Here is a 24,168-nt window from a genome sequence, read left to right on the forward strand (position 1 = left end):
GAGGTGGCGGGAGAGGGCCGGGGCGTTCAGCCGGCGTCGAGCGCGCGGAAGACGTCGTCGAGGCGGGTGGGCCCGGCTGCCAGCTCCAGCAGCTCGACGTCCGCGTCGTGCGCCCAGTCCAGCAACCGGTGCAGGTCCTTCTGCAGGCTGAACGTCTCGACATGGAACGCACCGTTGAGGGCACCGACGATCGGTGGCTGGGGCGCACCGGGCGGGAGCCCGAAGGTGATCACCGAGGGCATGGCCTGCGTCAGCTCCGCGACCGTGCCCTCCCGCTGCAGCATGCCCCCGTGCATGAGGCCGATGCGGTCCGCGCGCTGCTGGGCCTCCTCGAGGTAGTGGGTCGTGAGCACGACCGTGGAGCCCTCGTCGCGGAGTCGGTCCACGGCCGCCCAGAGCGCGTCGCGGGACTGGATGTCCAGCCCCGTCGTGGGCTCGTCGAGGATGACCAGCTCGGGCTCGCCGTAGACGGCCGTGGCGAAGTCCAGGCGGCGCTTCTCGCCACCGGAGAGCTGGGAGACCCGCGTGGCCTCCTTGCGCGTGAGCCCGGAGATGCTGAGCACCCGATCGACGTCGTCCTCGCGTCCGCTCAGCTCGCCGATCAGCCCGACCGACTCGCGGACCGTCAGGTCTCCCGAGAACCCGCTCTCCTGCAGCATGATGCCCATCCGCGGCCGCACCGCGCTCCGATCCTGCGGGCTCTCCCCGAAGATGCGCACCGTGCCGGAGGTGGCCGGCCGATGGCCCTCGACGACCTCCAGGGTGGACGTCTTGCCGGCTCCGTTCGTGCCGAGCAGCGCGTAGAGCTCCCCGCGATGCACCTGGAAGGAGAGGTCGCGGACGGCGGTGAAGTCGCCGTAGGTGAGATGCAGGTGTTCCACGTCGATGACGGGGGAGGCGGTCATGAGAGTTCCTTTTCGAGTCGATGAGCTTCGGGCCTCCCTGTCGCCGTCCGGGCCGAGGAAGCTGGGCAGTCCCGGTTTTCCACACCGGTTCACTGCCGTGTCATCAGGCTCGCGCAGGAGATGACTTCCCCGCGTCGGTGGAATCCACCGATCTCCTGGCTGGTCGTCTGTCCAGTGGCGAAACGGGGCGTTGCAGGCGTGCCCCGCATCCGTGAGAATTACCTACTCGCGCGCAGACTGGGGGGAGTCGTCGCCTTGAACCTCGTGGGCAGGGATGCCGAATGGGTGGAGATCGAGAAGCTGCTCGCTGAGGCGCGGGCCGGGCGCAGCGGTGCCCTCGTGGTGCGCGGCGAGGCCGGCATGGGGAAGACGGCTCTGGTGGAAAAGGCCTGCGTCGCCGCGGTGTCGTCCGGGTTCCGGGTGGAGTCCGCGGTGGGGATCGAGGCCGAGGCGCAGTTCGCGTTCGCTGGTCTGCACCAGCTCTGCGCCCCCATGTTGAGCCGCCTGGGTGCGCTGCCTGACCCGCAGCAGGCCGCTCTCGGTGTGGCGTTCGGCCTATGGGCCGGACCTGCAGCTGACCGCTTCCTGGTCGGCTTGGCCACCCTCCACCTGCTGGCCGAGGTCGCCGAGGAGAGCCCCCTGCTTTGTCGCATCGACGATGCTCAGTGGCTGGACGAGGCGTCCGCACAGGTGATGGCGTTCGTGGCGCGGCGGCTGTCGGCCGAGCGCGTGGCACTGTTGTTCGCGGTGCGTGACCCCAGCGCGGCCGACGACCATGCGTTCGCCGGGTTGCCCGAGCTGCGACTGGAGGGTCTCTCTGAGTCCGACGCGAAGGAGCTGCTCGCGACAGCCGTGACAGGACCGCTCGACGACGCCGTCCGTGACCGGATCGCCTCCGAGGCGCGCGGCAACCCCTTGGCGTTGCTCGAGCTGCCCCGCGCGAGGCCAGCCCAGCGGGCGGGTGGGTTCGAGCGGCCCGACGCGCTCGCTGTCCCTCGCCGCATCGAGGACGGATTCCGAAGCCGTTCGGCGAGTCTCCCGGCTGAGACCCAGCTGCTGATGCTGGTCGCCGCGGCCGACCCGACGGGCGACGCGGCGCTCCTGTGGCGCGCGTCCGACCACCTGGGCATCGCGCGCGAGGCGGCCGCACCCGCGGAGGCCACCGGCCTGCTGGAGATCGACACCCGGGTCCGGTTCCGTCACCCGCTGGTCCGGTCGGCGGTCTACCAGGCGGCCACCCCGCCCGACAGGCGCCGCGCACACCACGCCTTGGCCGTCGCCACCGACGCTCAGGCCGATCCTGACCGCCGTGCCTGGCACCGGGGACAGGCGGTGCTCGGCACCGACGAGCAGGCCGCCGCCGAGCTGGAGCGCTCTGCCCGGCGGGTGTGCGCGCGCGGGGGGCTCGCCGCGGCAGCCGCGGTCATGCAGCACGCGGCCGAGCTCACCCCCGACCCTGTGACCCGAGCGAGCCGGACGCTCGCGGCCGCGCACGCCATGCACGACGCCGGCGCCTCCCAGTCCGCCCTGGACCTGTTGGACGGTGCCGTGTCCGGGCCGCTGGACGCCCTGCAGCGCGCCGGGGTCGAGCTGCTGCGTGCTCAGATCGCGTTCCACCAGACGCGAGGTGGCGACGTCCCGGGGATGCTGCTCGACGCCGCCAAGTCGTTCACCCCGCTCGACCCCGCGCTGGCCCGCGAGACCTACCTCCACGCCGTCGATGCCGCCATCCACGCCGGCTACCTCGCTTCCGGCTGCGGGTTGGCCGAGGCAGCGAAAGCCGCCCACGACGCGCCCCCTGCGCCGTCGCCCCCGCGAGCGTCCGACCTGCTGCTGCACGGACTCGCGGTCAGGTTCACGGAAGGGTTCGAGGCGAGTGTCCCCGCCCTGCAGCGATCGCTCGTGGCCCTGCTCGACCTAGAGTCCCGAGATGACGACGAGTACCGCCGCTGGCTGTGGCTGGCGTGCCATGTCGCGTCAGCGCTCTGGGACGACGAGGCCCTCTACCGGCTGTCCATCAGCGCGGTCCGACTGGCCCGCGACGCCGGCTCCCTGTCCATGCTTCCTGCCGCGCTCAACGCCGTCGCCTCGATGCAGGTGATCGCCGGCGACATGGCCGGGTCGGCTGATCTGGCGGCCGAGGAGGCCGCGGTCACCCAGGCGACCGGGGCGCCGCCCCTGCCGAACGCGCGGCTCATGATGGCTGCCTGGCGCGGTCAGAAGCGCGAGACCTTGGCTCAGCACGCAGCCATGGTGGAGGAGGCCACCGCGCGGGGAGAAGGCACAACCGTCAGCCTGGCCCACGCCACACTGGCAGCACTGCACAACGGCCTGGGCAACTACGAGGAGGCTCTCGCCGCGGCCACTCCGCCGTGCGAGCACGACGACTTCACCTACAGCGCACTCGCCCTTCCCGAGCTCGTCGAAGCGGCGGCCCGCGCCGGTCATCAGGAGCGTGCCGCGGCTGCGCTGGCGCAGCTGACGTCCCGGGCCCGTGCCTGCGGGACGGACTTCGCCCTGGGACTGGCCGCCCGGTCGCGCGCGCTGACCACGGCTGGTCCTGCCGCCGAGGAGCACTTCCGCGAGGCGATCGTGCGGCTCGGCAGCTGCCGCTGGCGGGGCTTCCTTGCCCGCACCCACCTCGTCTACGGCGAGTGGCTGCGCCGCGAGGGCCGCCGCCGGGAAGCGCGGGAACAGCTGCGGATCGCGCATCAGCAGCTCTCGGAGATGGGGATGGAAGCCTTCGCGGAGCGTGCCGCTCGCGAGCTGCGCGCCTCCGGCGAGCATCCGCGCACACGCACGGTCCAGACGGCCGGCTCACTGACCGATCAGGAGCTGCACATCGCGCGGCTCGTGGCTACCGGGGCGACGTCCCGGGAGGTCGCCGCCCAGCTGTTCCTCAGCCCACGCACGATCGAGGCGCACCTTCGAAGCATCTTCCGCAAGCTGGGCATCTCTTCGCGCCGCCAGCTCCGGGAGCTGTCGCTTTCTCAGCAGACGTCACGGGCCACGACGGGCGCACGGGGATGACGGCTGGGGAGACGGTAGGAACTCGATCGGGCTAGGCAGTTCTCCCTGACGCGAGCGGGCGACCTCCTGCACGAGTGTGGGGACGTCGCACTTGCTTCGATTCCAGGAGGCTCCACCATCATGCCCATCAACGTCCACGTGACCCGGAACCCGGACCGGCAGCGCTACGAGGCATCCCTCGAGGGGCCAGCGGTCGCCGGATTCCTCGACTACCAGGAGACCAGCGAGCTCGTCGTCCTCACCCACACCGAGGTCGACCCCTCCTTCGAGGGCCAGGGGGTCGGCAGTGCCTTGGCCCGCGCCGCCCTCGACGACATCAGAGGGCGAGGGCTGAGGGCCCTGGTGATCTGCCCCTACGTCCTCCGCTGGCTGCGCACGCATCCCGAGTACCGCGACCTGCTCTTCAACGCGGCACCGTCCAAGGTCAGCGACTAGCGAAGGAGAGGCCATGACTCGCAAGACCTACACCGGTCCGCTGGTGGACGTCTCCTTCGACGCGGCGGTGTGCCGGCACGCCGCGGAGTGTGTACGGGGCATGCCCGCCGTGTTCAACCCGACGAAGCGGCCGTGGATCGACCCCACCCGGGCCGGCAGCGCCGCGGCCGCCCAGACCTTGCGGGACGTGATCGGACGTTGCCCGACCGGGGCGCTGCGCGTGGTGGAGCACGGCGATCCGTAGCACCGACAAGACCAGCGCCCCCAGCCGATCGGGGGAACAGGCGGGGGGCGCTGGCGGGGTGAATGGTACGCGATCAATTGCCAGTTCAACTAACTGCTACGGGTTCCCCCCACCCGGCGGAAGCCGTCCGCGAGGTCCCTGGTCCGCGATCTCGGTCACAGTGCGGCATGTGCTCCCTGGCATGGGGGTACACGAGCGTGCGTTCTCAAACAGCGGGCACGTACCGGTCCTTCACCGAGGAGTCCGCATGCCCGTTCGTCAGAGAGCCGTCGACCGCAACCGTGACCGCGTCCACCAGGCCTCGGAGCGGTGATGAGCGTGATCCACTTCCGGTCCCTGGCTGACTTCCTGGTCCTGGTCACCGTGACGGCCGGACAGCTCGCGACCAGCACGCGCCCACGGAACTGGCGCTGACGCCGCCCTATCCGGCGCTGCCTGCACCACCCCCGGTGCCGGCGAGCGCCTCGCCGCCCGGGGCGGACGTATCCCTGGGCGTGCGGCTCGGCGCGTGCCGGGGGCCCATCGGAGCGTGAGGGCGGGCGGTCGGGCGGTTCAGCCACGGGTCCACGACGAGGAGGTTGAGCAGCAGGCCGACCACTCCCCAGACCGTGAGGACCAGGAGGTCGCCCCCGATCCCTGCCCCGTCGAGGTAGACCGTGGAGCGAGCGAGGTCGACGGCAGCCGGGAGGGGCAGCGCGTCGGCAAGAGGGCGGAAGAAGTCCGGGACCATGTAGATCGAGAGCCCTCCGCCCGAGGCCGGCACGCCGGCCAGCATGACCACGAGCATCACCGGGATCAGGGCGCCCATTCCCGCGACGCGGATCAGCACCGCGCTGGCCCAGGCCACGGCGAAGACCGTGAGCGACCCGTAGCCGATCAGCTCGAGCGCGTGCCCGGAGACCGCGCCGATGAGCACGTCGAAAAGGAACCACAACCACAGCGAGATGCCCACCGACCAGCCGGCGACCAGCGGCAGCAGCTGGCGCGTGCGAGTCAGGTCGGGCGCGCCCCCGCGCATCACGGCGAAGAAGAGGAACCCGGCCATGATCCAGCTCATGCCGACGTACATGCTGTTGGTGCCGCCGGTGTCGTCCTCGGTCAGCGGCGCCAGGTCCTCGGTCGCCAGGTCGCTGCCGCCCTCGGCGGCCACAGCACCGAACATCTGCGTCACGGCCGACTGCTGGCTGAGCCCGGCGCCGGCGGCGGTGAGGAGGGTCGGGCTCTCTCCCCGCGAGGTCGGCAGCACGTACGCCGCGACGATCTCCTGGTCGCGCATCAGGTCGGCCGCCTCCTGCTGGGTCGAGACCGCGCTCAGGTCGAGGTAGTCGCCGAGACCCGGCTCGAGCTGGGCGACGACCGCGTCGGCCTGGGCAGCCGGTCCGACGACCGCGACCGGCATGTCGTGGACGTCGGGCTGGTGCATGGAGAGGCTCATCACGGTCACGACGGTGATCATGATGGCGAGGGGGAAGAGGGCGACCGCGACGAGTCGCCGCCGGTACGGCGCGACGGGACCACCCGCCAGTGCGGGCAGTGGCGCGTCGGGCTCGGTGTAGGCGGGGCCGCCGACGATGAGGTGACCCGATCGCCGCTCCTTGACGGCGGCGAGTGCCAACGCGACGACTAGCCAGAGCCCCAGGGTCACCACGTGGCCCCAGAAGTCGCGACCGTCGAAGTACACGGCCGAGCGCAGGGCCTCACCCGCCGCGGGGAGCGGCAGGACGCCGTGGAGCCATTGGAGGAACCCCGGCATGGAGTGGATCGACAACGCCAGGTTGGACGACGGCACGCCGAAGACCACCCAGAGCAGCATGCCCAGCAGCACCGCGAACGGCCCCATCACCTTGGTGAAGAGGAGCTGCGCCGTGGCGACCGCGGTCACCGCCAAGGTGCCGACGCCCAGGAACAGCGGGTAGTGCCCGTCGACGGACCCGACGAGCGGTCCCAGGATCAACCAGATCAGGGTGCTGGTCACGGCCCCCCACCCGAGCGCGAGAGGGAGGAAGCGGCGCACCCGCAGCAGGTTCGGCGTACCCAGGAGCAGGCCGCTCAGCGGCACGTAGCCGGCGAGCATCATGCCCATCGCCGCGAACAGGACCATGGTGCCGGACCCGTCGCCCTCGGGCAGCGGCTCGGGGTCGACGGTCTCGACCTGCCAGGACCTTGCGGCCGCCGCCGCGCTCAGCCTCTGGTCGACGAGGTTCGCCTGGGAAGCCCCGGCCGCCATCGTCCGGAAGATGGTGGCGGTCCGGTCGCCGGCCGGCACGGTGATCGCGCCCGCGACCTCCCGGTCGCGCACGAGCTCCTCCGCCGCGTCGCGGTCGGGTACGAGGCGTACGTCGAGGGCGCCGTCGGAGTCGGCCTCGAGGTCCTCGGCGAACCGCTCCGCCGACGCGCTCGCACCGACCACGGCGACCGGCAGGTCCTGTGGCTGCGGGTCGTGCATGGTGCCCACGTAGGTCGCGTACATCATCGTGACGATCAGGAACGGCATCACGAAGAGCGCGGCCATCCGCCCCTTGCGCTCGGCCGGCGTCTCGGGCGGGGGAGGTGGGTACTTCGACGTGGGCGTCACGGGCTGGTCAGGCTGGGGGCGGTCGACGGGGTCTTGGCTGGTGGGCACGGACAGGTCTCCTCGCGGACGGCTGCGGGGTGGCGGCGATCCGCTGGTGTGGATGGGGGCGGCCAGGGTCAGGCGAGATAATAAGTCACATGGCGTAACATGGTGAAAACGTAGGATCGGGGCGAGTCGTCAGTCGATGGAGAGGGAGTCATGCCGCGTCCGGATACCCGGGAGCCGCTTCTGGACGCCGCCGAGCGGCTCTTCGCCGAGCACGGCATCCCGACCGTCTCGGACCGCCAGGTCGCGGAGGCCGCCGGCAACAGCAACCACTCGGCGGTGCGCTACTACTTCGGCGGGCGCCAGGGCCTGCTCGACGCGTTGCTGGAGCGTCACTACGCCGCGGTCGAGCCCGCGCAGCGTCGCATGTTCGAGCGGTCCGACTCCTTGCTCGGCGACGTCCGTGCCCTGGTCATCCCGCTGACGGACGCGCTCGCCGCCCTGCCCACGCCCTCCTGGCGGGCGCGGTTCCTCCGTCAGGCGATGAACGACCCGGCCACGGCGGAGCTGATGCGCAAGGAAGGGGGGCGACCCGCCGTCTCAGGCCTGATCGTCGCCTCCGCCGCGGAGCGACTCTCGCAGCTGGACCGCACCATCGTGGAGGGGCGGGCCCGGCTGACGGTTCACCTAGTCAGCACCGCCTGCGCGGAGATCGAGGAGCGGGCGCAGGAGTCGGGCGAGCCGCCCCAGTGGACGGTGGTGGGGACCTTCCTCTGCGACGCGGTCGCCGGTCTGCTGCAAGGACCGATCACCAGCGGCAGACCGTGACCGGGTCTCCGGGCGTGGTGATCGACCAGATGATCGCCAGCACCGGATGCCGGCTGCCCCGGGCAGGGCTGCGTGCTGGTCAGAGTCCGAGGCGGTCCAGCAGGCGATCCGTCGCGTGGCCGTCCTCGAGCGAGCAGTACCTCGACCGGAACGCGGCATAGCGTTCGGTGGCTGCGGGCGGGTCGAGCAACGTGGCGACGAGCTGGTCGAGAGTGCTCACCAGAGGGCCGGGAGCCTCCGGGACGAGGTCGAAGTAGAAGCCGCGGACCGAGTCGCGGAAGTGGGCTAGGTCGTAGGTGTAGAAGACCAGCGGCTTGCCCGTGACGGCGAAGTCGAACATCGCGGAGGAGTAGTCGGTGACCAGGACGTCGGCCACCAGGTAGAGGTCGACCAGGTCGGGGTAGAGCGAGACGTCCCGCACCCCGGGCAGCTCGGGGATGCGACTGCGGCCGGTCACCAACGGGTGGAGCCGGGTGAGCACGACGTGCGACGGACCGAGCCGGGCGACCAGCTCCTCCAGGTCGAGGCCGAGGGGGACCTCCGGGGCACCCTCGGCGAACGCCTGGTCGTCTCGCCAGGTCGGGACGTAGAGCACGACGACGGCGTCGTCGTCGAGCTGCAGCTCCCTGCGGAGCCGTGCCGCACGCAGATCCCGGTCCGGAGCGCTGAGGGCGTCGTTGCGGGGATACCCGATCTCGAGCACCTCTCCGTCGTACCGGAAGCCCCGACGCAGGCGGGGAGTGCTCGCCGGGTTGGGCGAGACGAGGAGGTCCCACCGCGCGACGTCACGGTCGAGCCGGGCGAGACGGCCGGGCGGTGCCCACAGGACGTCGTGGTGGATCCGCTTGAGGGGGGTGCCGTGCCAGGTCTGGACGTACGTGGTGTCGCGGCCCTTGGTCCACTCGACCTCGGTGTGCGTGTTGGCGATCACCAGATCCGCGGACTCCAGCGCCGCCGTCGCGTCCGGGCTGTCCACGGGGACCGTCTTGGCCGAGGCGGGGAAGGAGTCGAGGTGCTCGGGGGCGGCCAGCCACAGGTGGTGCAGGGACGACCTGCCTGCGAGTCGTTCGTAGACAGCGCGCGGGTTGTCGGAGTAGCGCCCGTGGAAGCTGTTGTAGACGATCTGCACCCGCGCAGTGTGCCAGACCAGCGCGGCGCCGCACGTTTGCTCCGGGATGCCGGGGGTACTGCCCGGTTGCCTCACGCCCACGAGTCCGGGCAAAGCAGGAGGCAGCAGCGGTTCGATCTACCCCCGGCCGATGCTTCCCTGCCGCGAGAAGGGGTCTGATGGACCTGCGCAACGACACCCTCCATCTCCACCAGCACCGGATCAGCGTCCCCACCTACGACCGTGCCGCCCTTCGGCGTTCGGTCGTCCACCTCGGGGTCGGTGGCTTCCACCGAGCTCACCAGCTGGTCTACCTCGAGGGTCTGGCTCGCGGCGGCAACCGCGAGTGGGGAGAGACCGGTGTCGGGATGAACTCCCGGGCGATGAAGCAGGCCCTGCACCCGCAGGATGGTCTCTACACCGTCGTGGAGCGGGGTTCCTTCGGTGAGCGGGCCACCGTGGTGGGCGCGATGCGCGACTATCTCTTCGCCCCCGACGACCCACGGGCGGTGCTCGACCGGCTGGCTCACCCCGACACCCGGCTCGTCACCCTGACGGTCACCGGGGACGGCTACCAGCTGGATGAGAACGGCGAGCTCCGCGGCGACGACCGTGGGGCCAGGGAGGGCGGCGTCCCCACCACGTGGTTCGGCTACGTCGTCGCCGCGCTGGGCCGGCGACGAGCCGCGGGCCTGGGTGGGTTCACGGTCCTGTCCTGTGACAACCTCGCCGACAGCGGCGCCGCGGCCCGTGCGGCCGTCGTGGGCTGTGCGCGTGCCGCGGACCGCACCCTGGCCAGGTGGATCGAGCACCACGTGAGCTTCCCCGGGAGCATGGTGGACCGGATCACGCCGGTCACGGGGGAGGGGGAGAGGCGACTGGTGGCCGACAGGTTCGGTGTCGTCGACCGGGCCCCGATCCTCACCGAGCCCTTCACCCAGTGGGTGGTCGAGGACACCTTCGCGGCAGGCCGACCGCCGTTGGAGGACGTGGGGGTCCAGTTCACCACGGACGTCGCCCCGTACAAGCTGATGAAGTCGCGCCTGCTCAACGGCACGCACAGCGCCATGGCCTACCTGGGTCACCTGGCCGGCCACCGCAGCACCGCCGAGGTGATGAGGGACCCGGTGATGCACCACTACCTCGATCGCCTGATGTGCCAGGAGATCACCCCGCTGCTGGGTGAGGTCCCCGGCATCGACCTCTCCTCCTACCGCACGACCCTCCTGGGGCGCTTCGCCAACGAGCACCTCAGCGACGGGCTGGACCGGCTGAGCCGCCGCGGCTCCACCAAGGTCCCGGCGTACCTGCTGCCGTCCCTCATCGAGGCACGTCGCGCGGGGCGGCCCGCTCCGCTGCTCACGCTCGCGGTCGCGGGATGGTTCCGCTACCTCCGTGGCGAGGACCTCCTCGGGCGGCCCATCGAGGTCGCCGACCCGCGCCGCGACGAGCTCGTGCCGTTGGCCAGGGCGGGTGGGGGAGACCCGGCCCCGCTGCTGGGGGCCCGCTCGGTGATGGGGGCCCTCGGGGACGACGTGGGACTGCGACAGGAGCTCGCCTCCGCGCTCCACGACCTGGAGCGGCTCGGCGTGACGGGGGCCGTCGAGAAGTGCCTGGCCCGCCGGGTGAGACTGGTCCGACCGCTCAGGACGAGCGTGCTCGAGGACATGGGGATCGCATGAGCCAGCTGAGGATGACCGACCGGGCCGCCCTGTCCGAGGTGGAGGCCGTCACGACCCTGCTGTGCGATGCCGACGGAACGCTCTTCCCGTCGGAGGAGCCGGCCTACGCGGCTTCCGCGGGCGTGACCAACAGGTTCCTCGCCGCCCTGGGAGAGACACGGTCCTACGCTCCGCACGAGCTCCAGGAGCTCACGAACGGGAAGAACTTCAGAGCAGCTGCTGCGGAGTTCGCCGCGCACTATGGGGCGTCCGTGTCACCCGCGGAGATGGACGGGTGGGTCTCGGCCGAGAAGGACGTGGTCACCGCGCACCTGCGCGAGGTCCTGCGCCCCGACCGGGCCATCGGCGAGACGCTCGACGTGCTGCGGACGCGGTTCCTGCTCTCGGCCGTCACCTCCAGTGCCCTCTCCCGGCTCGACGCGTGCCTGGAGGTCACCGGGCTCGCCGGCCACTTCCCGGCGGGGCGCCGGTTCAGTGCCGAGGACTCCCTGCCCCGGCCGTCGAGCAAGCCGGACCCGGCCGTCTACCGGCTTGCCGTGCGAGCGCTCGGGATCGATCCGCGGGAGGGCCTGGCGATCGAGGACTCCGTCAACGGCACCCGGTCGGCGGTCGCTGCCGGCATCCGGACCGTGGGCACGGTCGAGTTCCTTCCTCCGGAGGAGAGGCCGGTCCGTGAGGCGGAGCTGCTCGAGTCAGGCGCCGTGGCCGTGGTGCACAACCTGAGCGACCTCTCGGTGCTGCTCGGCATCGGCTGACCCCTGCCCGGCCTGGAGGCCTGCTGTGTGGTGCGGGCGCACGGAGCGGCCGGTCGACCTCGGCATGCCGTGGACGGAGCGGGGTACGGAGCGACAGAGCGGACAGGGGTGGCGCATGAGACCAGTGCCGGAGACGGCTGAGGTGCTGCGGGACATGAGGGAGAACCATCAGGAGGGCTTGGCGCTCGCACTGCTGGGTGCGGCACGACGAGCCGAGGCGATCGTGCCCGAGTGCGTCGGCATGAGCGTGGGCCTGGTCGCTGACGGCGTCACCTTCACGCTCGTGACCGAGGAGCCCGAGCCGGCTCCCGAGGCGGCGCTGGATCCCGACCGGGAGCCACCCCTCGACCCAGCGGACCGTGCCGAGGTGGCCGCGGCCAGTGACCTCTTCGACGAGGGCTGCTGGCTGGTGCAGGCTCGTGCCAGCGCCGCAAAGGGGGTTGCCGCCACCCTCTCCCTGCCCATCCTCGACCACGGTGAGGTGGTCGGGAGCGTGAGTCTCTACGCCTCCACGCCGGGTGCGTTCGAGGGACGACACGAGGCGCTCGCTGAGGCATTGGGAGCCTCCGCCGAGGCGGTGGTGCGAAATGCGGACCTCTCCTTCGACACCCGGCGGCTCGCCGCGGAGTCGGCGCCCCGGAGGCGGAGCGTGACCGAGGTGGAGGTGGCGGTGGGAGTCCTCATGGGGCTCCACGGGTTGGACGCCGAGTCCGCCCGCGCGCGTCTGCGCCAGAGCGCTGCCCAGGCTGGGATCACCGAGGCCGAGGCTGCGCGCATCGTCACCGGATCGGGTGAGGACTCGACCTAGAGGTCAGCCGCCCCGTGGTCCGCCGACGAGGCGACGGACCCTTCTCCGCCGCCGCCGGTCGCCGCCGGGCCGGGGAGGTACCCGACGAGCAGCCGGCGAAGACGGGCCATCGCCAGCTCGCGTGGCGCGGCCGGGCCCGTGCAGCCTGAGGAGTCGTCCCCGACCGGCCGGACACCGCGCGAGGCGTGCACGATCATCGCCTCGATCAGGTCCGCGACTTCGGCCTCCTCGGGCTCGCCGAGCGCCCTGAGTGCCGCGCGGAGGGGGATCTGGAGCTGCTGGTGGAACCGCTCCATCGGCGCCTGGAGGACCTCGGGCTCCACCGCGTGGGCCAGGGCGCGGGCGAGGGACCGCTCAGGACCGGTCATCAGCTCCAGGTTGGCCTCGATGTAGGCCCAGACGCGCTCGCCGGGCGTGGTTGCGGCGTCGACCCGGTCCTGGACCCGCCGCGTCCAGTCCGGGAACACCTCGGCGACGACCGCTTCCAGGAGCGCCTCCGAGGAGCTGAAGTACTGGTAGACGCTGCTCCTCGCCAGGCCGGCGCGGCGTCCGACGGACGCGATCGAAGGGGCCCGCCCGGTCTCGGAGAGGAGTGCGCGTGCCGCCGAGATCAGCGCCTGACGGCGACGCGCGAGGTGCTCGGCCACGGTGGGTGCCTCGATGCGCGGCATGCGTGTCTCCCCCCTCGTCCGCACAGGACCCGACGGGACTGGGTCAGCCCCGCGCGAGTGCCAATCTGCCGTCGAGCATTTCATAGACCTGGTCGCAGTGGTGCAGGACGTCGTGGTCGTGGGTGACCATCACCGTCCCGACACCGTGCTCGTGGGTCTCCCGGGCCAGGAGCTCGACGACCTCCTGGCTGCGCCGCCTGTCCAGTGCCGCGGTGGGCTCGTCGACCAGCAGGAGCTGCGGTCGGGTGCTGAGAGCCCTGGCGATGCCGACCCGTTGGCGCTCGCCGCCGGAGAGCTCGTGCGGTCGGCGCTTCGCCTTGTGCTCCATGCCGACCTCGGCCAGCAGGGACAGCGGGTCGCGGGGTGCCGAGGCGCCGCCGAACGTGCGCGGCAGCCGCACCTGGTCGATCGCCGTCAGCGACGGGACCAGGTTGGTGCTCTGGAAGACGAACCCGATGCGGTCACGGCGCAACGTGTTGCGCTGCTTGCGCGTGGCGGCGACGAGGTCGATGTCTCCCAGCCTCACCTCGCCGGACGACGGAGTGGTCAGCGCCCCGGCCACGGCGAGCAGGCTCGACTTGCCGGACCCGGACGGGCCGACGATGCCGACGAGCTCCCCCGGCGCGACGGAGAGGGTGACCCGGTCCAGCGCGGTGACGGTCTCATCGCCGTCACCGAGGGTGAGGGTCACGTCGGAGAAGGTCAGAGCGGCGGTCATCGGTTGCCTCCGAGGGCGGTGAGGGGGTCGACCCGGGTGATGCGGAGCACTGCCACGCCGGCACCGAGGGCCCCGAGGCCGAGCAGCAGGGCGGCGGCGACCGCGATGGGGCCCGCCTCCAGCGCGAAGGGCATGTCCGTGGCCGCGATCGCGGTCCCGAGCCCGACGCCGACGGCGATCCCGAGTCCGGCGGAGAGGACCAGGAGCGTGATCGCCTGGATCAGGCTCTCGAGCAGCAGGTAGCCGGTGCTCGCCCCGAGGGCGCGCAGGACGGCGATCTCGCCGCGACGCTGGATGGTGAGGACGGTGAAGAACGCTCCCACCACGAGGGCGGAGATGGCGTAGAGGAAGACCTGGATGAGCTGGAGCGTCGAGGTCTCGGCGGTGTATCCGGGGGAGGCGTTGAAGGACTCCTCCAAGGTCATGGAGGTGGTGCCCGCCGCCTCGTCGCCGGCGGTGAGGTCGACCGCGTCAGGGTCGTCGGCCTGGACCGCCACGGCGGTGATCTCCTCGTAGGCCCGATCCGGGACGCTGTCGCCGCTGCGGGCTCCAGCCTTCGCCTCCTGCCAGCTCTTGAGCGAGATGTATCCGACGTCGACGTGGCCGTAGGTGTGCTGGTCGGCGAGGATGCCGACCACCTTGAGCTCCTGGCCGCTGGGGTCGAGGATCACGGTGTCGCCCAGCGACACGCCTGCGTCGGCCGCGGACCCGGAGATCACGATCTCGCCCTCGCCCTCCAGGGGGCGACCCTCGTCGACTGCCGGGTCCATGAACGAGCCGAGCTCGACGCCGAACAGGGCCAGGTCGATCTCCTCGCCTCCATCGGTCCGCCCGTTGACCAGGGTGTTCCCGAAGGGGGCCGCCGCGGTGACACCGGGCTGCCCGGCCCAGACGTCCACGGCGTCGGAGCTCAGCACGCTGCGGGAGTAGGCCGCGCTCTCGTCCACGTCCTCCTGGAAGGCGAGGGAGGTCGCGGGCAGGCGCTGCAGTCCGGAGACCCCGTCGTTGACCAGACCGACCGACAGGCCGCTGAGCAGCACCATCAGGACGGAGATCAGGGCGACGACCGAGCCCATCAGGACGAAGCGTCCGCGGGCGAAGGAGAGCTCCCGCAGGGCCAGGAACGAGGGCCTCACAGGACCCACCTCTTTGTCGACTGCATGTCGGCAAACGTACCGACAGCGTGTCGACAAACAAGCAAATCCATCCGTGACCCCAACCACACGACTACCGTGGGTACCGCGACCCGCGTCGCCACGTCCCTCAGGAGTCCCGTGTTACTCAGTCTGCCCGGTCGCCACCTCCTTCCGCCGCACCCAGGTGGCGGGACGTGCTGATCCGGCTGCTCCGCGAGCACCTGTCGCCCTACCGGTGGTGGCTGCTGGCGGTCATCGCGTTCCAGGGCATCGGCGTGCTCGCCGCGCTCTACCTGCCCAGCCTCAACGCCGACATCATCGACCGCGGCGTGACCACCGGGGACACCGGCTACATCGTCCGCACCGGGATCGCCATGCTGGCCGTCTCCCTCGTGCAGGTCGTCGGCTCGGTCGGCGCCGCCTGGTTCGGCGCCCGGACCGCGATGAGCCTCGGGCGTGACCTGCGGGCGGCCCTCTTCCACCGGGTCGGGAGCTTCTCCGCCCGCGAGCTGGGGCAGTTCGGCGCCCCCTCCCTCATCACCCGCACGACCAACGACGTGCAGCAGGTCCAGATGCTGGTGGCGATGGCGTGCATCATCGCGGTCACGTCGCCGCTGATGATGGTGGGCGGGGTCGTGATGGCCCTGCGGGAGGACGCCGGCCTGGGCTGGCTGCTGGCCGTCGTGGTGCCGGCCCTGTTCCTCGCCGTCGGCCTGGTGGTGAGCCGGATGGTGCCCAGCTTCCGTCTCATGCAGGTCCGCATCGACGCGGTGAACCGGATCCTCCGCGAGCAGATCGCCGGGATCCGGGTGGTGCGTGCCTTCGTCCGGGAACCCTACGAGACCAGGCGGTTCGCCGAGGCCAACGACGACCTCACCGAGGTCGCGGTGCGCGCCGGTCGCTGGATGGCCACCCTCTTCCCCCTGGTGATCCTGGTGGTCAACGTGGGGAGCGTGGCCGTGATCTGGTTCGGCGGCCACCGGGTCGATGCGGGGGAGACGGGGGTCGGTTCGCTGACCGCCTTCCTGTCCTACCTGATGCTGATCATGATGAGCGTGATGATGGCGACCTTCATGCTGATGCAGGTGCCGCGGGCCGCGGTCTGCGCCGATCGGATCACCGAGGTGCTGGACACCCGCACCTCGCTCACTGCGCCGACGGAGCCGCTCCCGCTCGATCCCGAGCGCCGCGGCTGGGTCGACCTCGACTCGGTCTCGTTCGCCTACCCCGGGGCCCAGGAGCCGGTCGTGCGGGAGGTCTCGTTCTCGGCCCGCCCCGGTCAGACCGTCGCGGTGGTGGGCTCCACCGGCTCCGGCAAGAGCACCCTGATCAACCTGATCGCCCGACTCGTCGACGTCAGTGGCGGGGAGGTCCGGGTCGGCGGCCACGACGTACGCCGGGTGGCGCCCGAGGACCTGTGGGCGGGGATGGGGCTGGTGCCGCAGAAGGCGTGGCTCTTCAGCGGCACCGTGCGCAGCAACCTGCTCCACGGCCGGCCCACGGCCACCGAGGAGGAGCTGTGGGCGGCCCTGGAGATCGCCCAGGCGCGCGACTTCGTGGAGGCACTGCCTGAGGGACTGGACGCCCCGGTCTCGCAGGGCGGCACGAACTTCTCCGGAGGTCAGCGGCAACGGCTCGCGATCGCCCGGGCGCTGGTGCGCCGCGCGGCCGTCTACCTCTTCGACGACTCCTTCTCCGCCCTGGACGTCGCCACCGACGCCCGCCTCCGCGCGGCGTTGCGACCGGCGACCAGGGAGGCGTCGGTGATCGTGGTCGCCCAACGGGTCTCCTCGATCCTGGAGGCCGACCAGATCGTGGTCCTCGACGACGGCCGGGTCGTGGGCCGAGGCACCCACGAGGAGCTGCTGGTCGACTGCCCCACCTACCAGGAGATCGTCGCCTCGCAGCTCGGGACCCAGGAGGCGACGGCGTGAGCGGGGACCGTCGGCCCCAGGGGCTCAGGACCACGGAGCGGATCACGCCTCCGGCCGGTGGCCCGGGCCACGGACCCGGGGGCGCCATGGTGGCGCAGAAGGCGGCGACCTTCGGTCCCTCCGCGAAGCGGCTGGTCGGCAGGCTGCGGCCCGATCGGGTCACCGCGCTGCTGGTCGTGCTCTTCGGTGCCGTCTCGGTCGGCCTCACCGCCGTCGGTCCCCGGATCCTGGGGCACGCGACCGACCTGGTCTTCGCCGGCTTCCTCGGTCGCGAGATCCCGCCCGGCACGCCCGACTCCGAGCTTCCCGAGGCGATCCAGGGCCAGGGCGTGGTGCCCGGTGCCGGCACCGACTTCGGCGCGGTCGGGCAGGTCCTCCTGATCGTCCTGGGGGTCTACGCCGCCGCCTCGTTGCTCGCCTGGCTGCAGGGTTTCCTGGTCAACGACGTGGTGCAGAAGACGGTTCGCCGGATGCGCGGCGAGGTGGAGGAGAAGCTGCACCGGCTCCCGTTGGCGTCGGTCGACAGATCGTCGCGCGGCGAGCTGCTGAGCCGGGTCACCAACGACATCGACAACGTCAGCCAGACCCTGCAGCAGACGATGAGCCAGCTCCTCACCGCGGTGCTGTCCCTCGTCGCAGTGCTGGGGATGATGCTGTGGATCTCGCCCGCGCTGGCTCTCGTCTCCCTGGTCTCGGTGCCGCTCTCCCTGCTGCTGACCCGCGCGATCATGAAGCGTTCCCAGGGCAAGTTCGTCGCGCAGTGGCGACGCACGGGCGCCCTGAACTCCCAGGTCGAGGAGGCGTTCTCCGGTCACGCCCTGGTGAAGGTCTTCGGTCGGCAGGACGAGGTGGAGAGGACGTTCGCGGAGGAGAACGAGGGCCTCTTCAGGGTCAGCTTCGGCGCGCAGTTCGTGAGCGGCCTGATCATGCCGGCGATGATGTTCCTCGGGAACCTGGGCTACGTGGTGATCGCGGTCGTCGGCGGCCTCCGGGTGGCGAGCGGGTCGCTCACCCTCGGCGAGGTCCAGGCGTTCATCCAGTACGCCCGGCAGTTCAACCAGCCCCTGACGCAGGTCGCCTCCATGGTCAACCTGCTGCAGTCGGGCGTAGCCTCCGCCGAGCGGGTCTTCGAGCTCCTCGACGCCGACGAGGAGCCGGCCGACCCTGCGCCCACCGGGGCGGTGGTCAGTCGGGGCGAGGTGGTCTTCGAGGACGTCTCCTTCGCCTACGACCCGGAACGCCCCCTGATCAGCCACCTGTCGCTGGTGGCGCACCCGGGGCAGACGGTCGCGATCGTGGGCCCGACCGGGGCCGGCAAGACGACGCTGGTCAACCTGGTGATGCGCTTCTACGACCTCGACGGGGGACGCATCACGGTCGACGGCCACGACATCGCGGCCCTGCCGCGCGCCGAGCTCCGCGGGCGCGTCGGGATGGTCCTCCAGGACGCCTGGCTCTTCGGCGGCACCATCCGCGACAACATCGCCTACGGCCGTCCCACCGCCACCGAGGAGGAGGTGCTGGCCGCGGCCCGTGCCACCTTCGTGGACCGGTTCGTGCACTCGCTCCCGGACGGGTACGACACCGTCATCGACGAGGAGGGCTCCAACCTGTCCGCCGGGGAACGGCAGCTGGTGACGATCGCCCGGGCGTTCCTCATCGATCCGGCGCTGCTGATCCTGGACGAGGCGACCTCCTCGGTCGACACCCGGACCGAGCTGCTCCTGCAACAGGCGATGGCCGCCCTTCGCACCGACCGCACGTCGTTCGTCATCGCCCACCGGCTCTCCACGATCCGCGACGCCGACCTCATCCTGGTGATGGAGGACGGAGCGATCGTCGAGCAGGGCACCCACGACGAGCTGGTCGCGGCGAAGGGAGCCTACGAGCGCCTCTACCGGGCCCAGTTCGCGGCAGCAGCCACCTGAGGGCGGCGCTGACCCGGCTGGCGGTCAGGGGAGGGGGACCCGCATGAAGCGCGGGCGATACTCCATCGGGTCGGCGAGCACCTCACCGATCGAGGTGCGGTTGCGGCTGTAGGAGACGATCACGCTGCCGGCCTGCGGCAGCAGGTCAGGATGGGCCAGCGGCATGTACCTGAGGTGACCGGTGTCGACGTTGGAGGGAAGCGGGGCCACCGGGCTCCCCTCGTCGAAGGGCCCCCATGGCTCCGGGGCGCTCCACACGACCACGTCGGATCCCAGGAACTCGTCCCGCTTGCTCAACGCGTACCAGGTCCCGTCGCGCTCGAAGACCGACAGGGTCTGCGACGTCCCTCCCTGGGCGGAGATGAGCTCCACGGCGTCCTCCTCCGACGCCGACCAGCCCTCGCCGTCCCAGTAGCGCCAGGCACCGAGGTCCTGGACCTGGTCGGGACGCACCCGGGCCAGGCGCAGCGCGTATCCGAAGGTGAGGTCCTCGGTGCTGCTCGCCGTCCCGTAGACGTAGGCCCAGTCGTCGTGGACCACCGAGGCGGCGCCCCAGGTGGGATGCGTGACGTCTGCCCGGTCGGGGCCGAGGTCGGTGACCGAGACGAGCTGGGGCGCGCGTCCGGGAGCCACGATGAAGACGGCCACCGCCCCGCCCAGGTTCTCGAAGTCGAACGGGCCGTCCCCGGTGGTGCGGACCCGCTGGGCCGCGACCGCCACCAGGTCGTAGCCGGGTCGAGGGCTCACGTTGACCGACATCGGCCAGTAGCCGACGGTCTCCCCGGCCCTCCCGCTGGGACGATCAGGGATGACGGCCCCGCCGTCAGCGGGCAGGACCCCCTGGATGCAGCCCGGGTCCAGGAGCAGCATCGAGTTGCGGACGAAGGTCTGGGTACCGTCCTCGAGCCGGCGCAGGGTGTCCCCGAAGACGAGCAGCCGTCGTCCGTCCTGGAGGAGAGCGCTCGCGCCGACGTCGCCCCCTCGGAACACTCCGGTGCCGCGGACCTTCCGCGAGATGCGGTTGAGGTCGTCCACGGTGTCCACGCGCCCGGTGGCGACGCACCGGGTCTGCGTCGCACCGTCAGGCACCGGGGCAGCCGCGGGAAGGTCGCCCGGGGCGACCAGGGTGAGGAGCAGCGCGAGCAGCGCGGCACTCGGGAGGACCACGACCGCGACCCGGAGCCGCCACCAGCGCACTCTCGGCGGCCGGGAGGACGACGAGCGGGCTCCCGATCCGCCGAGCGCCGTCCCCGGATCCGGACCTGAGGCCGCGCGTGCCCGCTCCCGGCGAGCAGCCGCCATCGCCAGGGTGGCGAGCGCGAACCAGGCGGCCAGGACGAGCGCCGCCCGCGTCGCGCCGGCCCCACCGAAGAGCGCGACCCCTTCGAGGGCCTGTCGCGTGGCACCCGCGGGGCTCCAGTCCTCCAGCAGTCGCCAGGGCTGCGGGAGCACGGAGGCGTCCATGCCCAGCAGCAGCGGCGTGGACAGGACGACGAAGAGCGAGACGCTCAGCGCCATGCCACCGAGTCCGAACAGCGCTCCAAGGGCGAGGGTGAGGGTGGCCGGAAGCAGCATCGCCGCCCCCAGGATGCCCGCCAGGGCCACCTGCTGGGTCCCGGACACGTCGAAGACCGACAGCGCGGCGGCGGCGCCCAGGAGCAGGCTGGCCACGGCCAGCGCCGCCACCCGGCGCCCCCCGCTGCGAAGCCTGGCCGGGGCGGGCCCGAAGAGCAGCGAGACGACCATGGCGACGAGGATCCCCAGCACGCTCGCGGCGACGCCGAGCGCCGAGGTCGTCGTGCGGGGGACGTCGGAGGACGAGGTGGTGGAGACCCGCATAGTGCGTCCGTTGGTCCGCAGGACCTGCCGGACCTGCTCCTCGACGGCCTCGTTGAGCTGCGGCGCGCGACTCTCGTTGAGGATCAGCTCGTCCTCGGTGTGCGCCAGGTCCATCACCAGGGCACCGACGACGCGGCCCTGGGCGACGTCGCGCAGCGCGGCCGCGCGGCTCGTCGCGGGCACCCCCGCGAGGGGGGCGCCGGGGAGCCCGTCGGCCTTGGCCACCAGGGCGGAGCTCACCACCGCAGGCGCGACGATCGAGAAGGGGGCCTCGTGCAGGCGTGGCTCCGCGGCGGGCGGCACGAGCAGGGCGAGCAGGAGACCGGGCACGAGCAGGAGCGCCGAGCAGAGCACGAGGACCCGCGGCGGAAGGGCGTGGGCGAGCTGGGCGCGCCAGTCGGCCCGGCTCAGCGGCGAGCGCCCCGAGGGCGACCGGCGCGGGGCTGGGCGCTGCCCTCGTGGACTCACCGGACCATCATGGTTCACGGCGAGGGCGCGGCTGACACCCCCGGGACAACGGCGCCCGGATCAGTCCGTGAAGGGGACGGCCTTGCGGACGGCCTTGCCCGAGGCCTTCGCCCCGCTCTTGGCAGCACCGACGATGCCCTGGCTCAGCAGCGTCAGCCCCGCGCCCACCAGCCACACGTCCTTGGCGACCGCGATGCCGTCGGGGCTCGGGCGGATCCCGTCGTCCAGGGTCATCGAGGGCGTCCTGAGATACATGCCCACCAGGCTCGCGCCGAAGCCGGTCAGGGCGGCGCCGGCCACGGTGGCGGGAACCATCGGGGCCAGCAGGGCGGCCCCCACGGCGATCTCGCTGTAGGCCAGGAGCTGAGTGAAGCTCTGGGGCTTCATCTCCTTGAAGAGCGCGGGGTAGGCGCCGACCGCGGCACCGTGCAGGTACTGCGCCGTGCCTTCGTCGGCGCCCAGCTTCCCGACGCCGGAGTTGAGGATGAAGGCGCCGGTGGCGACTCGCAGCGGCACGTGGGTCGGGTGCATTTCGTCTCCTGGATCGCGAGCTGGTGAGCGGACTGGTTCGACCATAGTCGTCGGGCCCGTCAGGGGACAGGACCGTGGCGCCGTCCGGTGGTCCGGGCGGCTCGGTCGCCGGCGGGCACCATCTCGGCGCGCACCCCCAGCAACCGGATGGGACGGTCGTCGTCCAGGTCGTGGAGGAGCTCCAGGGCGGTCGCGGCGAGGGTGGCCACGTCGTAGGTCGGCTCCGCCAGCTTCCGGACCCGGGTCGTGGTGAAGAACGGCGCGAACCGGACCTTCAGGCCCACCCGCAGGCAGGCCCTGCCCTCCTGCCGGATGTCGGCGACCACCTGCTCGGCCAGGGCGGTCACCGCCGACCTCACCTCCTCGGGGTCCACCAGGTCGTGCTGATAGGTCGTCTCCCGGCCGTGCGCCCTCGGCACCCAGGGAGTGTCGTCCACCCGGGTCCGGCCCTGCCCGCGCCCCACCCGGCCGTAGTGGGGGCCCATGGTGGGGCCGAACTGGGAGACCAGGCTCTCCTCCGGCGCCGCGGCGAGCTCACGCACCGTGCTGATGCCGAGAGACTGCAGGCGGGCGCCGATCCTGGGGCCCACACCCCAGAGGGCGGTGGTGGGGCGGTCGCCCATCACCTCGAACCAGTTCTCCGCGGTGAGCCGGAAGGTGCCGCGCGGCTTCCCGAAGTCCGTGGCGATCTTGGCACGCAGCAGCGTGTCGCCGATGCCGACCGAGCAGTGCAGACCGGTGGCGCCGAGCACGGCGGACTGGAGCTCCCGGGCGACCGACTCCGGGTCGTCGGTGCGGAGCCCCACGAACGCCTCGTCCCACCCGAGGACCTCCACCACCGCGTCCGGGCGGGAACGCAGCGTCGTCATCACCGCCTCGGAGGCCTCCTCGTAGACCGGGCGGTCGACCGGCAGGAAGACGGCGTCGGGGCACCGCTTGAGGGCGGTGCGCAGCGGCATGCCCGAACGGATGCCGAACTCCCGTGCCTCGTAGGAGGCGGTGGAGACCACGGCCCGCTCGTGCGGGTCGCCGCGTCCCCCGACCACCAGCGGGAGTCCCGCCAGCTCCGGGCGGCGCAGCAGCTCGACCGCGGCGAGGAACTGGTCCATGTCGACGTGCAGCACCCACTCAGCGCCTGACATGGGGGGAACGGTAGCGCCGACGGCCTCGCCCCGGGAGGCCTCCCGCCGGATGGCTCAGGCGGTGTCCCGCCAGCCACGGGGGACAGGGGCGTTCAGCTGGAACCGGACCCCCACCATCCGGATGACGAAGCAGAGTGTCGCGCCACCCACCGCGGCCGGAACGCCGTACACGCCGGCCTGCTCGGTCACGGCGACGACGAGCGCCCCGGCCAGGGCCGGGATGGCGTAGAGCTCGCTGCGCAGCACGACCGGGACCCGGCCCAGCATCACGTCGCGCAGCGTCCCTCCTCCCACCGCCGTGACGGTGCCCAGGATGGCGGCCTGGGCGAGGCCCACCCCCGCGCCGAAGTCGAGTGCCTTGCTGGCGCCGGTGACCGCGAAGAGGCTGAGGCCGGCGGCGTCGAGGACCAGGACGGTGCCGACGTACCGGTCCAGGTGCGGCCCGAAGAGGAAGGCGATCAGGCTGCCGGCCGCGGCGACGGCGAGATAGCGCCAGTCGCTGAACGTGGCCGGGGGCTGCGCCCCCAGGAGCACGTCGCGCAGGATCCCGCCCCCCAGGGCGGTCATCATGCCGAGGGTCAGGACGCCCACCAGGTCGAGCCGGGCCACCCGGATGGCGATCAGGGCGCCGTTGAGTGCGAAGGCGAACGTGCCGGCGAGGTCGAGGGCCAGGAAGAGGGGAGACGGGGTGCCCATCGGACAGGTGTAGCACCCCCGCCTGCACATCGCGGCTCTGTCTTGATGACGCCCGGGTGCGCGGGTCCGGGTAGCATCCCGCCGAGTGAGCGTCGAGACGAACCCCAGCCCTCCGCCCGCCATGGGTGCCGTCCGGCAGCTCGACGTGGTGTTGAAGGGCCTGCTGCTCCTGATGCTGGCCTTCACCGTGATCGACCCCGCCTGGGCCAACCTGGAGGGGAAGGCCGCGGAGCTCCGCTCCATCACCTACCCGATGCTGGCCTTCACGGTGCCGGCCCTGTGGTGGGCCTTCTACCGGGACCGGGCGGCGTTCCCGTGGCTCCCCGACCTGCTGGTCACGATCACCTGCTTCTCCGACATCCTGGGCAACCGCCTGGACCTCTACGACAAGATCGTCTGGTTCGACGACTGGATGCACTTCTTCAACCTGGTGCTCATCGGTGCGGCCGCGGTCATGTTGACCCTGCCCCACGGCACCAGCCTGATGCGGTGCCTCGAGCGCTCCCTGGCGATCGGGTCGACGGGCGCGATCGCCTGGGAGATCGGTGAGTACTTCGCCTTCATCAGCGGTTCGGAGGAGCGTCGGTTCGCCTACGTCGACACCCTCGGCGACCTCGGCCTCGGGGTCGCCGGCGCCGTGGTGGGCGCCGTGGTGGTGCACCGGACCTGGCAGCGCGGGATCGCCCTGCCCGACGGTCCCGTGGTGGAGCTCGTAGGTTCACCCTCGGGCACCGCTACCAACGGGTAATC

The 24,168-nt window shown here is 71.8% G+C and carries 20 protein-coding genes; 10 read left to right on the top strand and 10 right to left on the bottom strand.

What is annotated here, in order from left to right:
• Positions 1-26 precede the first annotated feature (26 nt).
• Complete coding sequence (locus AC3X7R_RS12400) at positions 27-905, bottom strand: ABC transporter ATP-binding protein (RefSeq protein ID WP_489965974.1); 879 nt, start codon at positions 903-905, stop codon at positions 27-29.
• 120 nt (positions 906-1,025) lie between these two features.
• Between AC3X7R_RS12400 and AC3X7R_RS12405 the strand changes: the two genes are divergently transcribed.
• The 3 genes from AC3X7R_RS12405 to AC3X7R_RS12415 all read left to right on the top strand — a co-directional run bounded on the left by AC3X7R_RS12405 (position 1,026) and on the right by AC3X7R_RS12415 (position 4,614).
• Positions 1,026-3,935 (top strand): ATP-binding protein, encoded by a 2,910-nt coding sequence (locus AC3X7R_RS12405; protein ID WP_489965975.1) that lies wholly within the window; start codon positions 1,026-1,028, stop codon positions 3,933-3,935.
• Between the two features lie 120 nt (positions 3,936-4,055).
• The gene (locus tag AC3X7R_RS12410) at positions 4,056-4,370 is read left to right on the top strand and encodes a GNAT family N-acetyltransferase (protein WP_489965976.1); all 315 of its coding nucleotides are present in this window, start codon (positions 4,056-4,058) and stop codon (positions 4,368-4,370) included.
• A gap of 13 nt (positions 4,371-4,383) precedes the next feature.
• A complete protein-coding gene (locus AC3X7R_RS12415; protein ID WP_489965977.1) occupies positions 4,384-4,614 on the top strand; it encodes a (4Fe-4S)-binding protein in 231 nt (76 codons plus the stop codon).
• A gap of 421 nt (positions 4,615-5,035) precedes the next feature.
• Here the strand turns inward: AC3X7R_RS12415 and AC3X7R_RS12420 are convergent, their stop codons facing one another.
• Positions 5,036-7,237 carry a hypothetical protein gene (locus AC3X7R_RS12420; RefSeq protein WP_489965978.1) on the bottom strand — a complete coding sequence of 734 codons (2,202 nt, stop codon included), beginning with the start codon at positions 7,235-7,237 and terminating at the stop codon, positions 5,036-5,038.
• A gap of 150 nt (positions 7,238-7,387) precedes the next feature.
• Here AC3X7R_RS12420 and AC3X7R_RS12425 point away from each other — a divergent pair, with 150 nt between their 5' ends.
• A complete protein-coding gene (locus AC3X7R_RS12425) occupies positions 7,388-8,002 on the top strand; it encodes a TetR/AcrR family transcriptional regulator (protein ID WP_489965979.1) in 615 nt (204 codons plus the stop codon).
• 79 nt (positions 8,003-8,081) lie between these two features.
• Here AC3X7R_RS12425 and AC3X7R_RS12430 read toward each other — a convergent pair whose 3' ends face one another.
• Entirely contained in the window at positions 8,082-9,131 is a 1,050-nt protein-coding gene (locus AC3X7R_RS12430) for a CDP-glycerol glycerophosphotransferase family protein (protein ID WP_489965980.1), read from the bottom strand.
• A gap of 158 nt (positions 9,132-9,289) precedes the next feature.
• Here AC3X7R_RS12430 and AC3X7R_RS12435 point away from each other — a divergent pair, with 158 nt between their 5' ends.
• The 3 genes from AC3X7R_RS12435 to AC3X7R_RS12445 all read left to right on the top strand — a co-directional run bounded on the left by AC3X7R_RS12435 (position 9,290) and on the right by AC3X7R_RS12445 (position 12,355).
• The gene (locus AC3X7R_RS12435) at positions 9,290-10,792 is read left to right on the top strand and encodes a mannitol dehydrogenase family protein (protein ID WP_489965981.1); all 1,503 of its coding nucleotides are present in this window, start codon (positions 9,290-9,292) and stop codon (positions 10,790-10,792) included.
• Positions 10,789-11,547 carry an HAD family hydrolase gene (locus AC3X7R_RS12440; protein ID WP_489965982.1) on the top strand — a complete coding sequence of 253 codons (759 nt, stop codon included), beginning with the start codon at positions 10,789-10,791 and terminating at the stop codon, positions 11,545-11,547. The genes AC3X7R_RS12435 and AC3X7R_RS12440 overlap by 4 nt, the downstream gene beginning before the upstream one ends.
• Positions 11,548-11,662: 115 nt before the next feature.
• Positions 11,663-12,355, top strand: coding sequence for an ANTAR domain-containing protein (locus AC3X7R_RS12445; protein WP_489965983.1), 693 nt, complete (start codon positions 11,663-11,665; stop codon positions 12,353-12,355).
• Here AC3X7R_RS12445 and AC3X7R_RS12450 read toward each other — a convergent pair.
• From AC3X7R_RS12450 to AC3X7R_RS12460, 3 genes are read right to left on the bottom strand one after another with little or no spacing between them, the layout of a single operon-like run.
• Positions 12,352-13,026, bottom strand: coding sequence for a TetR/AcrR family transcriptional regulator (locus AC3X7R_RS12450; protein ID WP_489965984.1), 675 nt, complete (start codon positions 13,024-13,026; stop codon positions 12,352-12,354). The genes AC3X7R_RS12445 and AC3X7R_RS12450 overlap by 4 nt on opposite strands.
• A gap of 43 nt (positions 13,027-13,069) precedes the next feature.
• Positions 13,070-13,744, bottom strand: coding sequence for an ABC transporter ATP-binding protein (locus AC3X7R_RS12455; RefSeq protein ID WP_489965985.1), 675 nt, complete (start codon positions 13,742-13,744; stop codon positions 13,070-13,072).
• Positions 13,741-14,880 (bottom strand): ABC transporter permease, encoded by a 1,140-nt coding sequence (locus tag AC3X7R_RS12460; protein ID WP_489965986.1) that lies wholly within the window; start codon positions 14,878-14,880, stop codon positions 13,741-13,743. The genes AC3X7R_RS12455 and AC3X7R_RS12460 overlap by 4 nt, the downstream gene beginning before the upstream one ends.
• Before the next feature lie 194 nt (positions 14,881-15,074).
• On the opposite strand from AC3X7R_RS12460, the gene AC3X7R_RS12465 reads away from it, so the two are divergent.
• Positions 15,075-16,814, top strand: coding sequence for an ABC transporter ATP-binding protein (locus AC3X7R_RS12465; protein ID WP_489965987.1), 1,740 nt, complete (start codon positions 15,075-15,077; stop codon positions 16,812-16,814).
• An 86-nt stretch (positions 16,815-16,900) separates the two neighbouring features.
• Positions 16,901-18,742, top strand: a complete 1,842-nt coding sequence (locus tag AC3X7R_RS12470; protein WP_489966488.1) for an ABC transporter ATP-binding protein — start codon at positions 16,901-16,903, stop codon at positions 18,740-18,742.
• 24 nt (positions 18,743-18,766) lie between these two features.
• On the opposite strand, the gene AC3X7R_RS12475 is transcribed toward AC3X7R_RS12470, so the two are convergent.
• From AC3X7R_RS12475 to AC3X7R_RS12490, 4 genes are read right to left on the bottom strand one after another with little or no spacing between them, the layout of a single operon-like run.
• A complete protein-coding gene (locus AC3X7R_RS12475) occupies positions 18,767-21,049 on the bottom strand; it encodes a DUF5005 domain-containing protein (protein ID WP_489965988.1) in 2,283 nt (760 codons plus the stop codon).
• Between the two features lie 60 nt (positions 21,050-21,109).
• Positions 21,110-21,580: a hypothetical protein gene (locus AC3X7R_RS12480; protein WP_489965989.1), complete on the bottom strand. Its 471-nt coding sequence runs from the start codon at positions 21,578-21,580 to the stop codon at positions 21,110-21,112.
• 59 nt (positions 21,581-21,639) lie between these two features.
• The gene (locus AC3X7R_RS12485) at positions 21,640-22,722 is read right to left on the bottom strand and encodes a DNA polymerase IV (RefSeq protein ID WP_489965990.1); all 1,083 of its coding nucleotides are present in this window, start codon (positions 22,720-22,722) and stop codon (positions 21,640-21,642) included.
• 54 nt (positions 22,723-22,776) lie between these two features.
• Positions 22,777-23,418, bottom strand: coding sequence for a trimeric intracellular cation channel family protein (locus AC3X7R_RS12490; protein ID WP_489965991.1), 642 nt, complete (start codon positions 23,416-23,418; stop codon positions 22,777-22,779).
• Between the two features lie 85 nt (positions 23,419-23,503).
• On the opposite strand from AC3X7R_RS12490, the gene AC3X7R_RS12495 reads away from it, so the two are divergent.
• Positions 23,504-24,166: a DUF2238 domain-containing protein gene (locus AC3X7R_RS12495; RefSeq protein ID WP_489965992.1), complete on the top strand. Its 663-nt coding sequence runs from the start codon at positions 23,504-23,506 to the stop codon at positions 24,164-24,166.
• Positions 24,167-24,168 lie beyond the last annotated feature (2 nt).

The sequence above is a fragment of the Nocardioides sp. Z22_16 genome (assembly GCF_058134365.1).

Bases quoted from the DNA above. Each gene is read 5' to 3' on its own strand.
- AC3X7R_RS12400 (WP_489965974.1), bottom strand. From the start codon at position 905: ATGACCGCCTCCCCCGTCATCGACGTGGAACACCTGCATCTCACCTAC.
- AC3X7R_RS12405 (WP_489965975.1), top strand. From the start codon at position 1,026: ATGACTTCCCCGCGTCGGTGGAATCCACCGATCTCCTGGCTGGTCGTC.
- AC3X7R_RS12410 (WP_489965976.1), top strand. From the start codon at position 4,056: ATGCCCATCAACGTCCACGTGACCCGGAACCCGGACCGGCAGCGCTAC.
- AC3X7R_RS12415 (WP_489965977.1), top strand. From the start codon at position 4,384: ATGACTCGCAAGACCTACACCGGTCCGCTGGTGGACGTCTCCTTCGAC.
- AC3X7R_RS12425 (WP_489965979.1), top strand. From the start codon at position 7,388: ATGCCGCGTCCGGATACCCGGGAGCCGCTTCTGGACGCCGCCGAGCGG.
- AC3X7R_RS12435 (WP_489965981.1), top strand. From the start codon at position 9,290: ATGGACCTGCGCAACGACACCCTCCATCTCCACCAGCACCGGATCAGC.
- AC3X7R_RS12440 (WP_489965982.1), top strand. From the start codon at position 10,789: ATGAGCCAGCTGAGGATGACCGACCGGGCCGCCCTGTCCGAGGTGGAG.
- AC3X7R_RS12445 (WP_489965983.1), top strand. From the start codon at position 11,663: ATGAGACCAGTGCCGGAGACGGCTGAGGTGCTGCGGGACATGAGGGAG.
- AC3X7R_RS12450 (WP_489965984.1), bottom strand. From the start codon at position 13,026: ATGCCGCGCATCGAGGCACCCACCGTGGCCGAGCACCTCGCGCGTCGC.
- AC3X7R_RS12455 (WP_489965985.1), bottom strand. From the start codon at position 13,744: ATGACCGCCGCTCTGACCTTCTCCGACGTGACCCTCACCCTCGGTGAC.
- AC3X7R_RS12470 (WP_489966488.1), top strand. From the start codon at position 16,901: ATGGTGGCGCAGAAGGCGGCGACCTTCGGTCCCTCCGCGAAGCGGCTG.
- AC3X7R_RS12480 (WP_489965989.1), bottom strand. From the start codon at position 21,580: ATGCACCCGACCCACGTGCCGCTGCGAGTCGCCACCGGCGCCTTCATC.
- AC3X7R_RS12485 (WP_489965990.1), bottom strand. From the start codon at position 22,722: ATGTCAGGCGCTGAGTGGGTGCTGCACGTCGACATGGACCAGTTCCTC.
- AC3X7R_RS12490 (WP_489965991.1), bottom strand. From the start codon at position 23,418: ATGGGCACCCCGTCTCCCCTCTTCCTGGCCCTCGACCTCGCCGGCACG.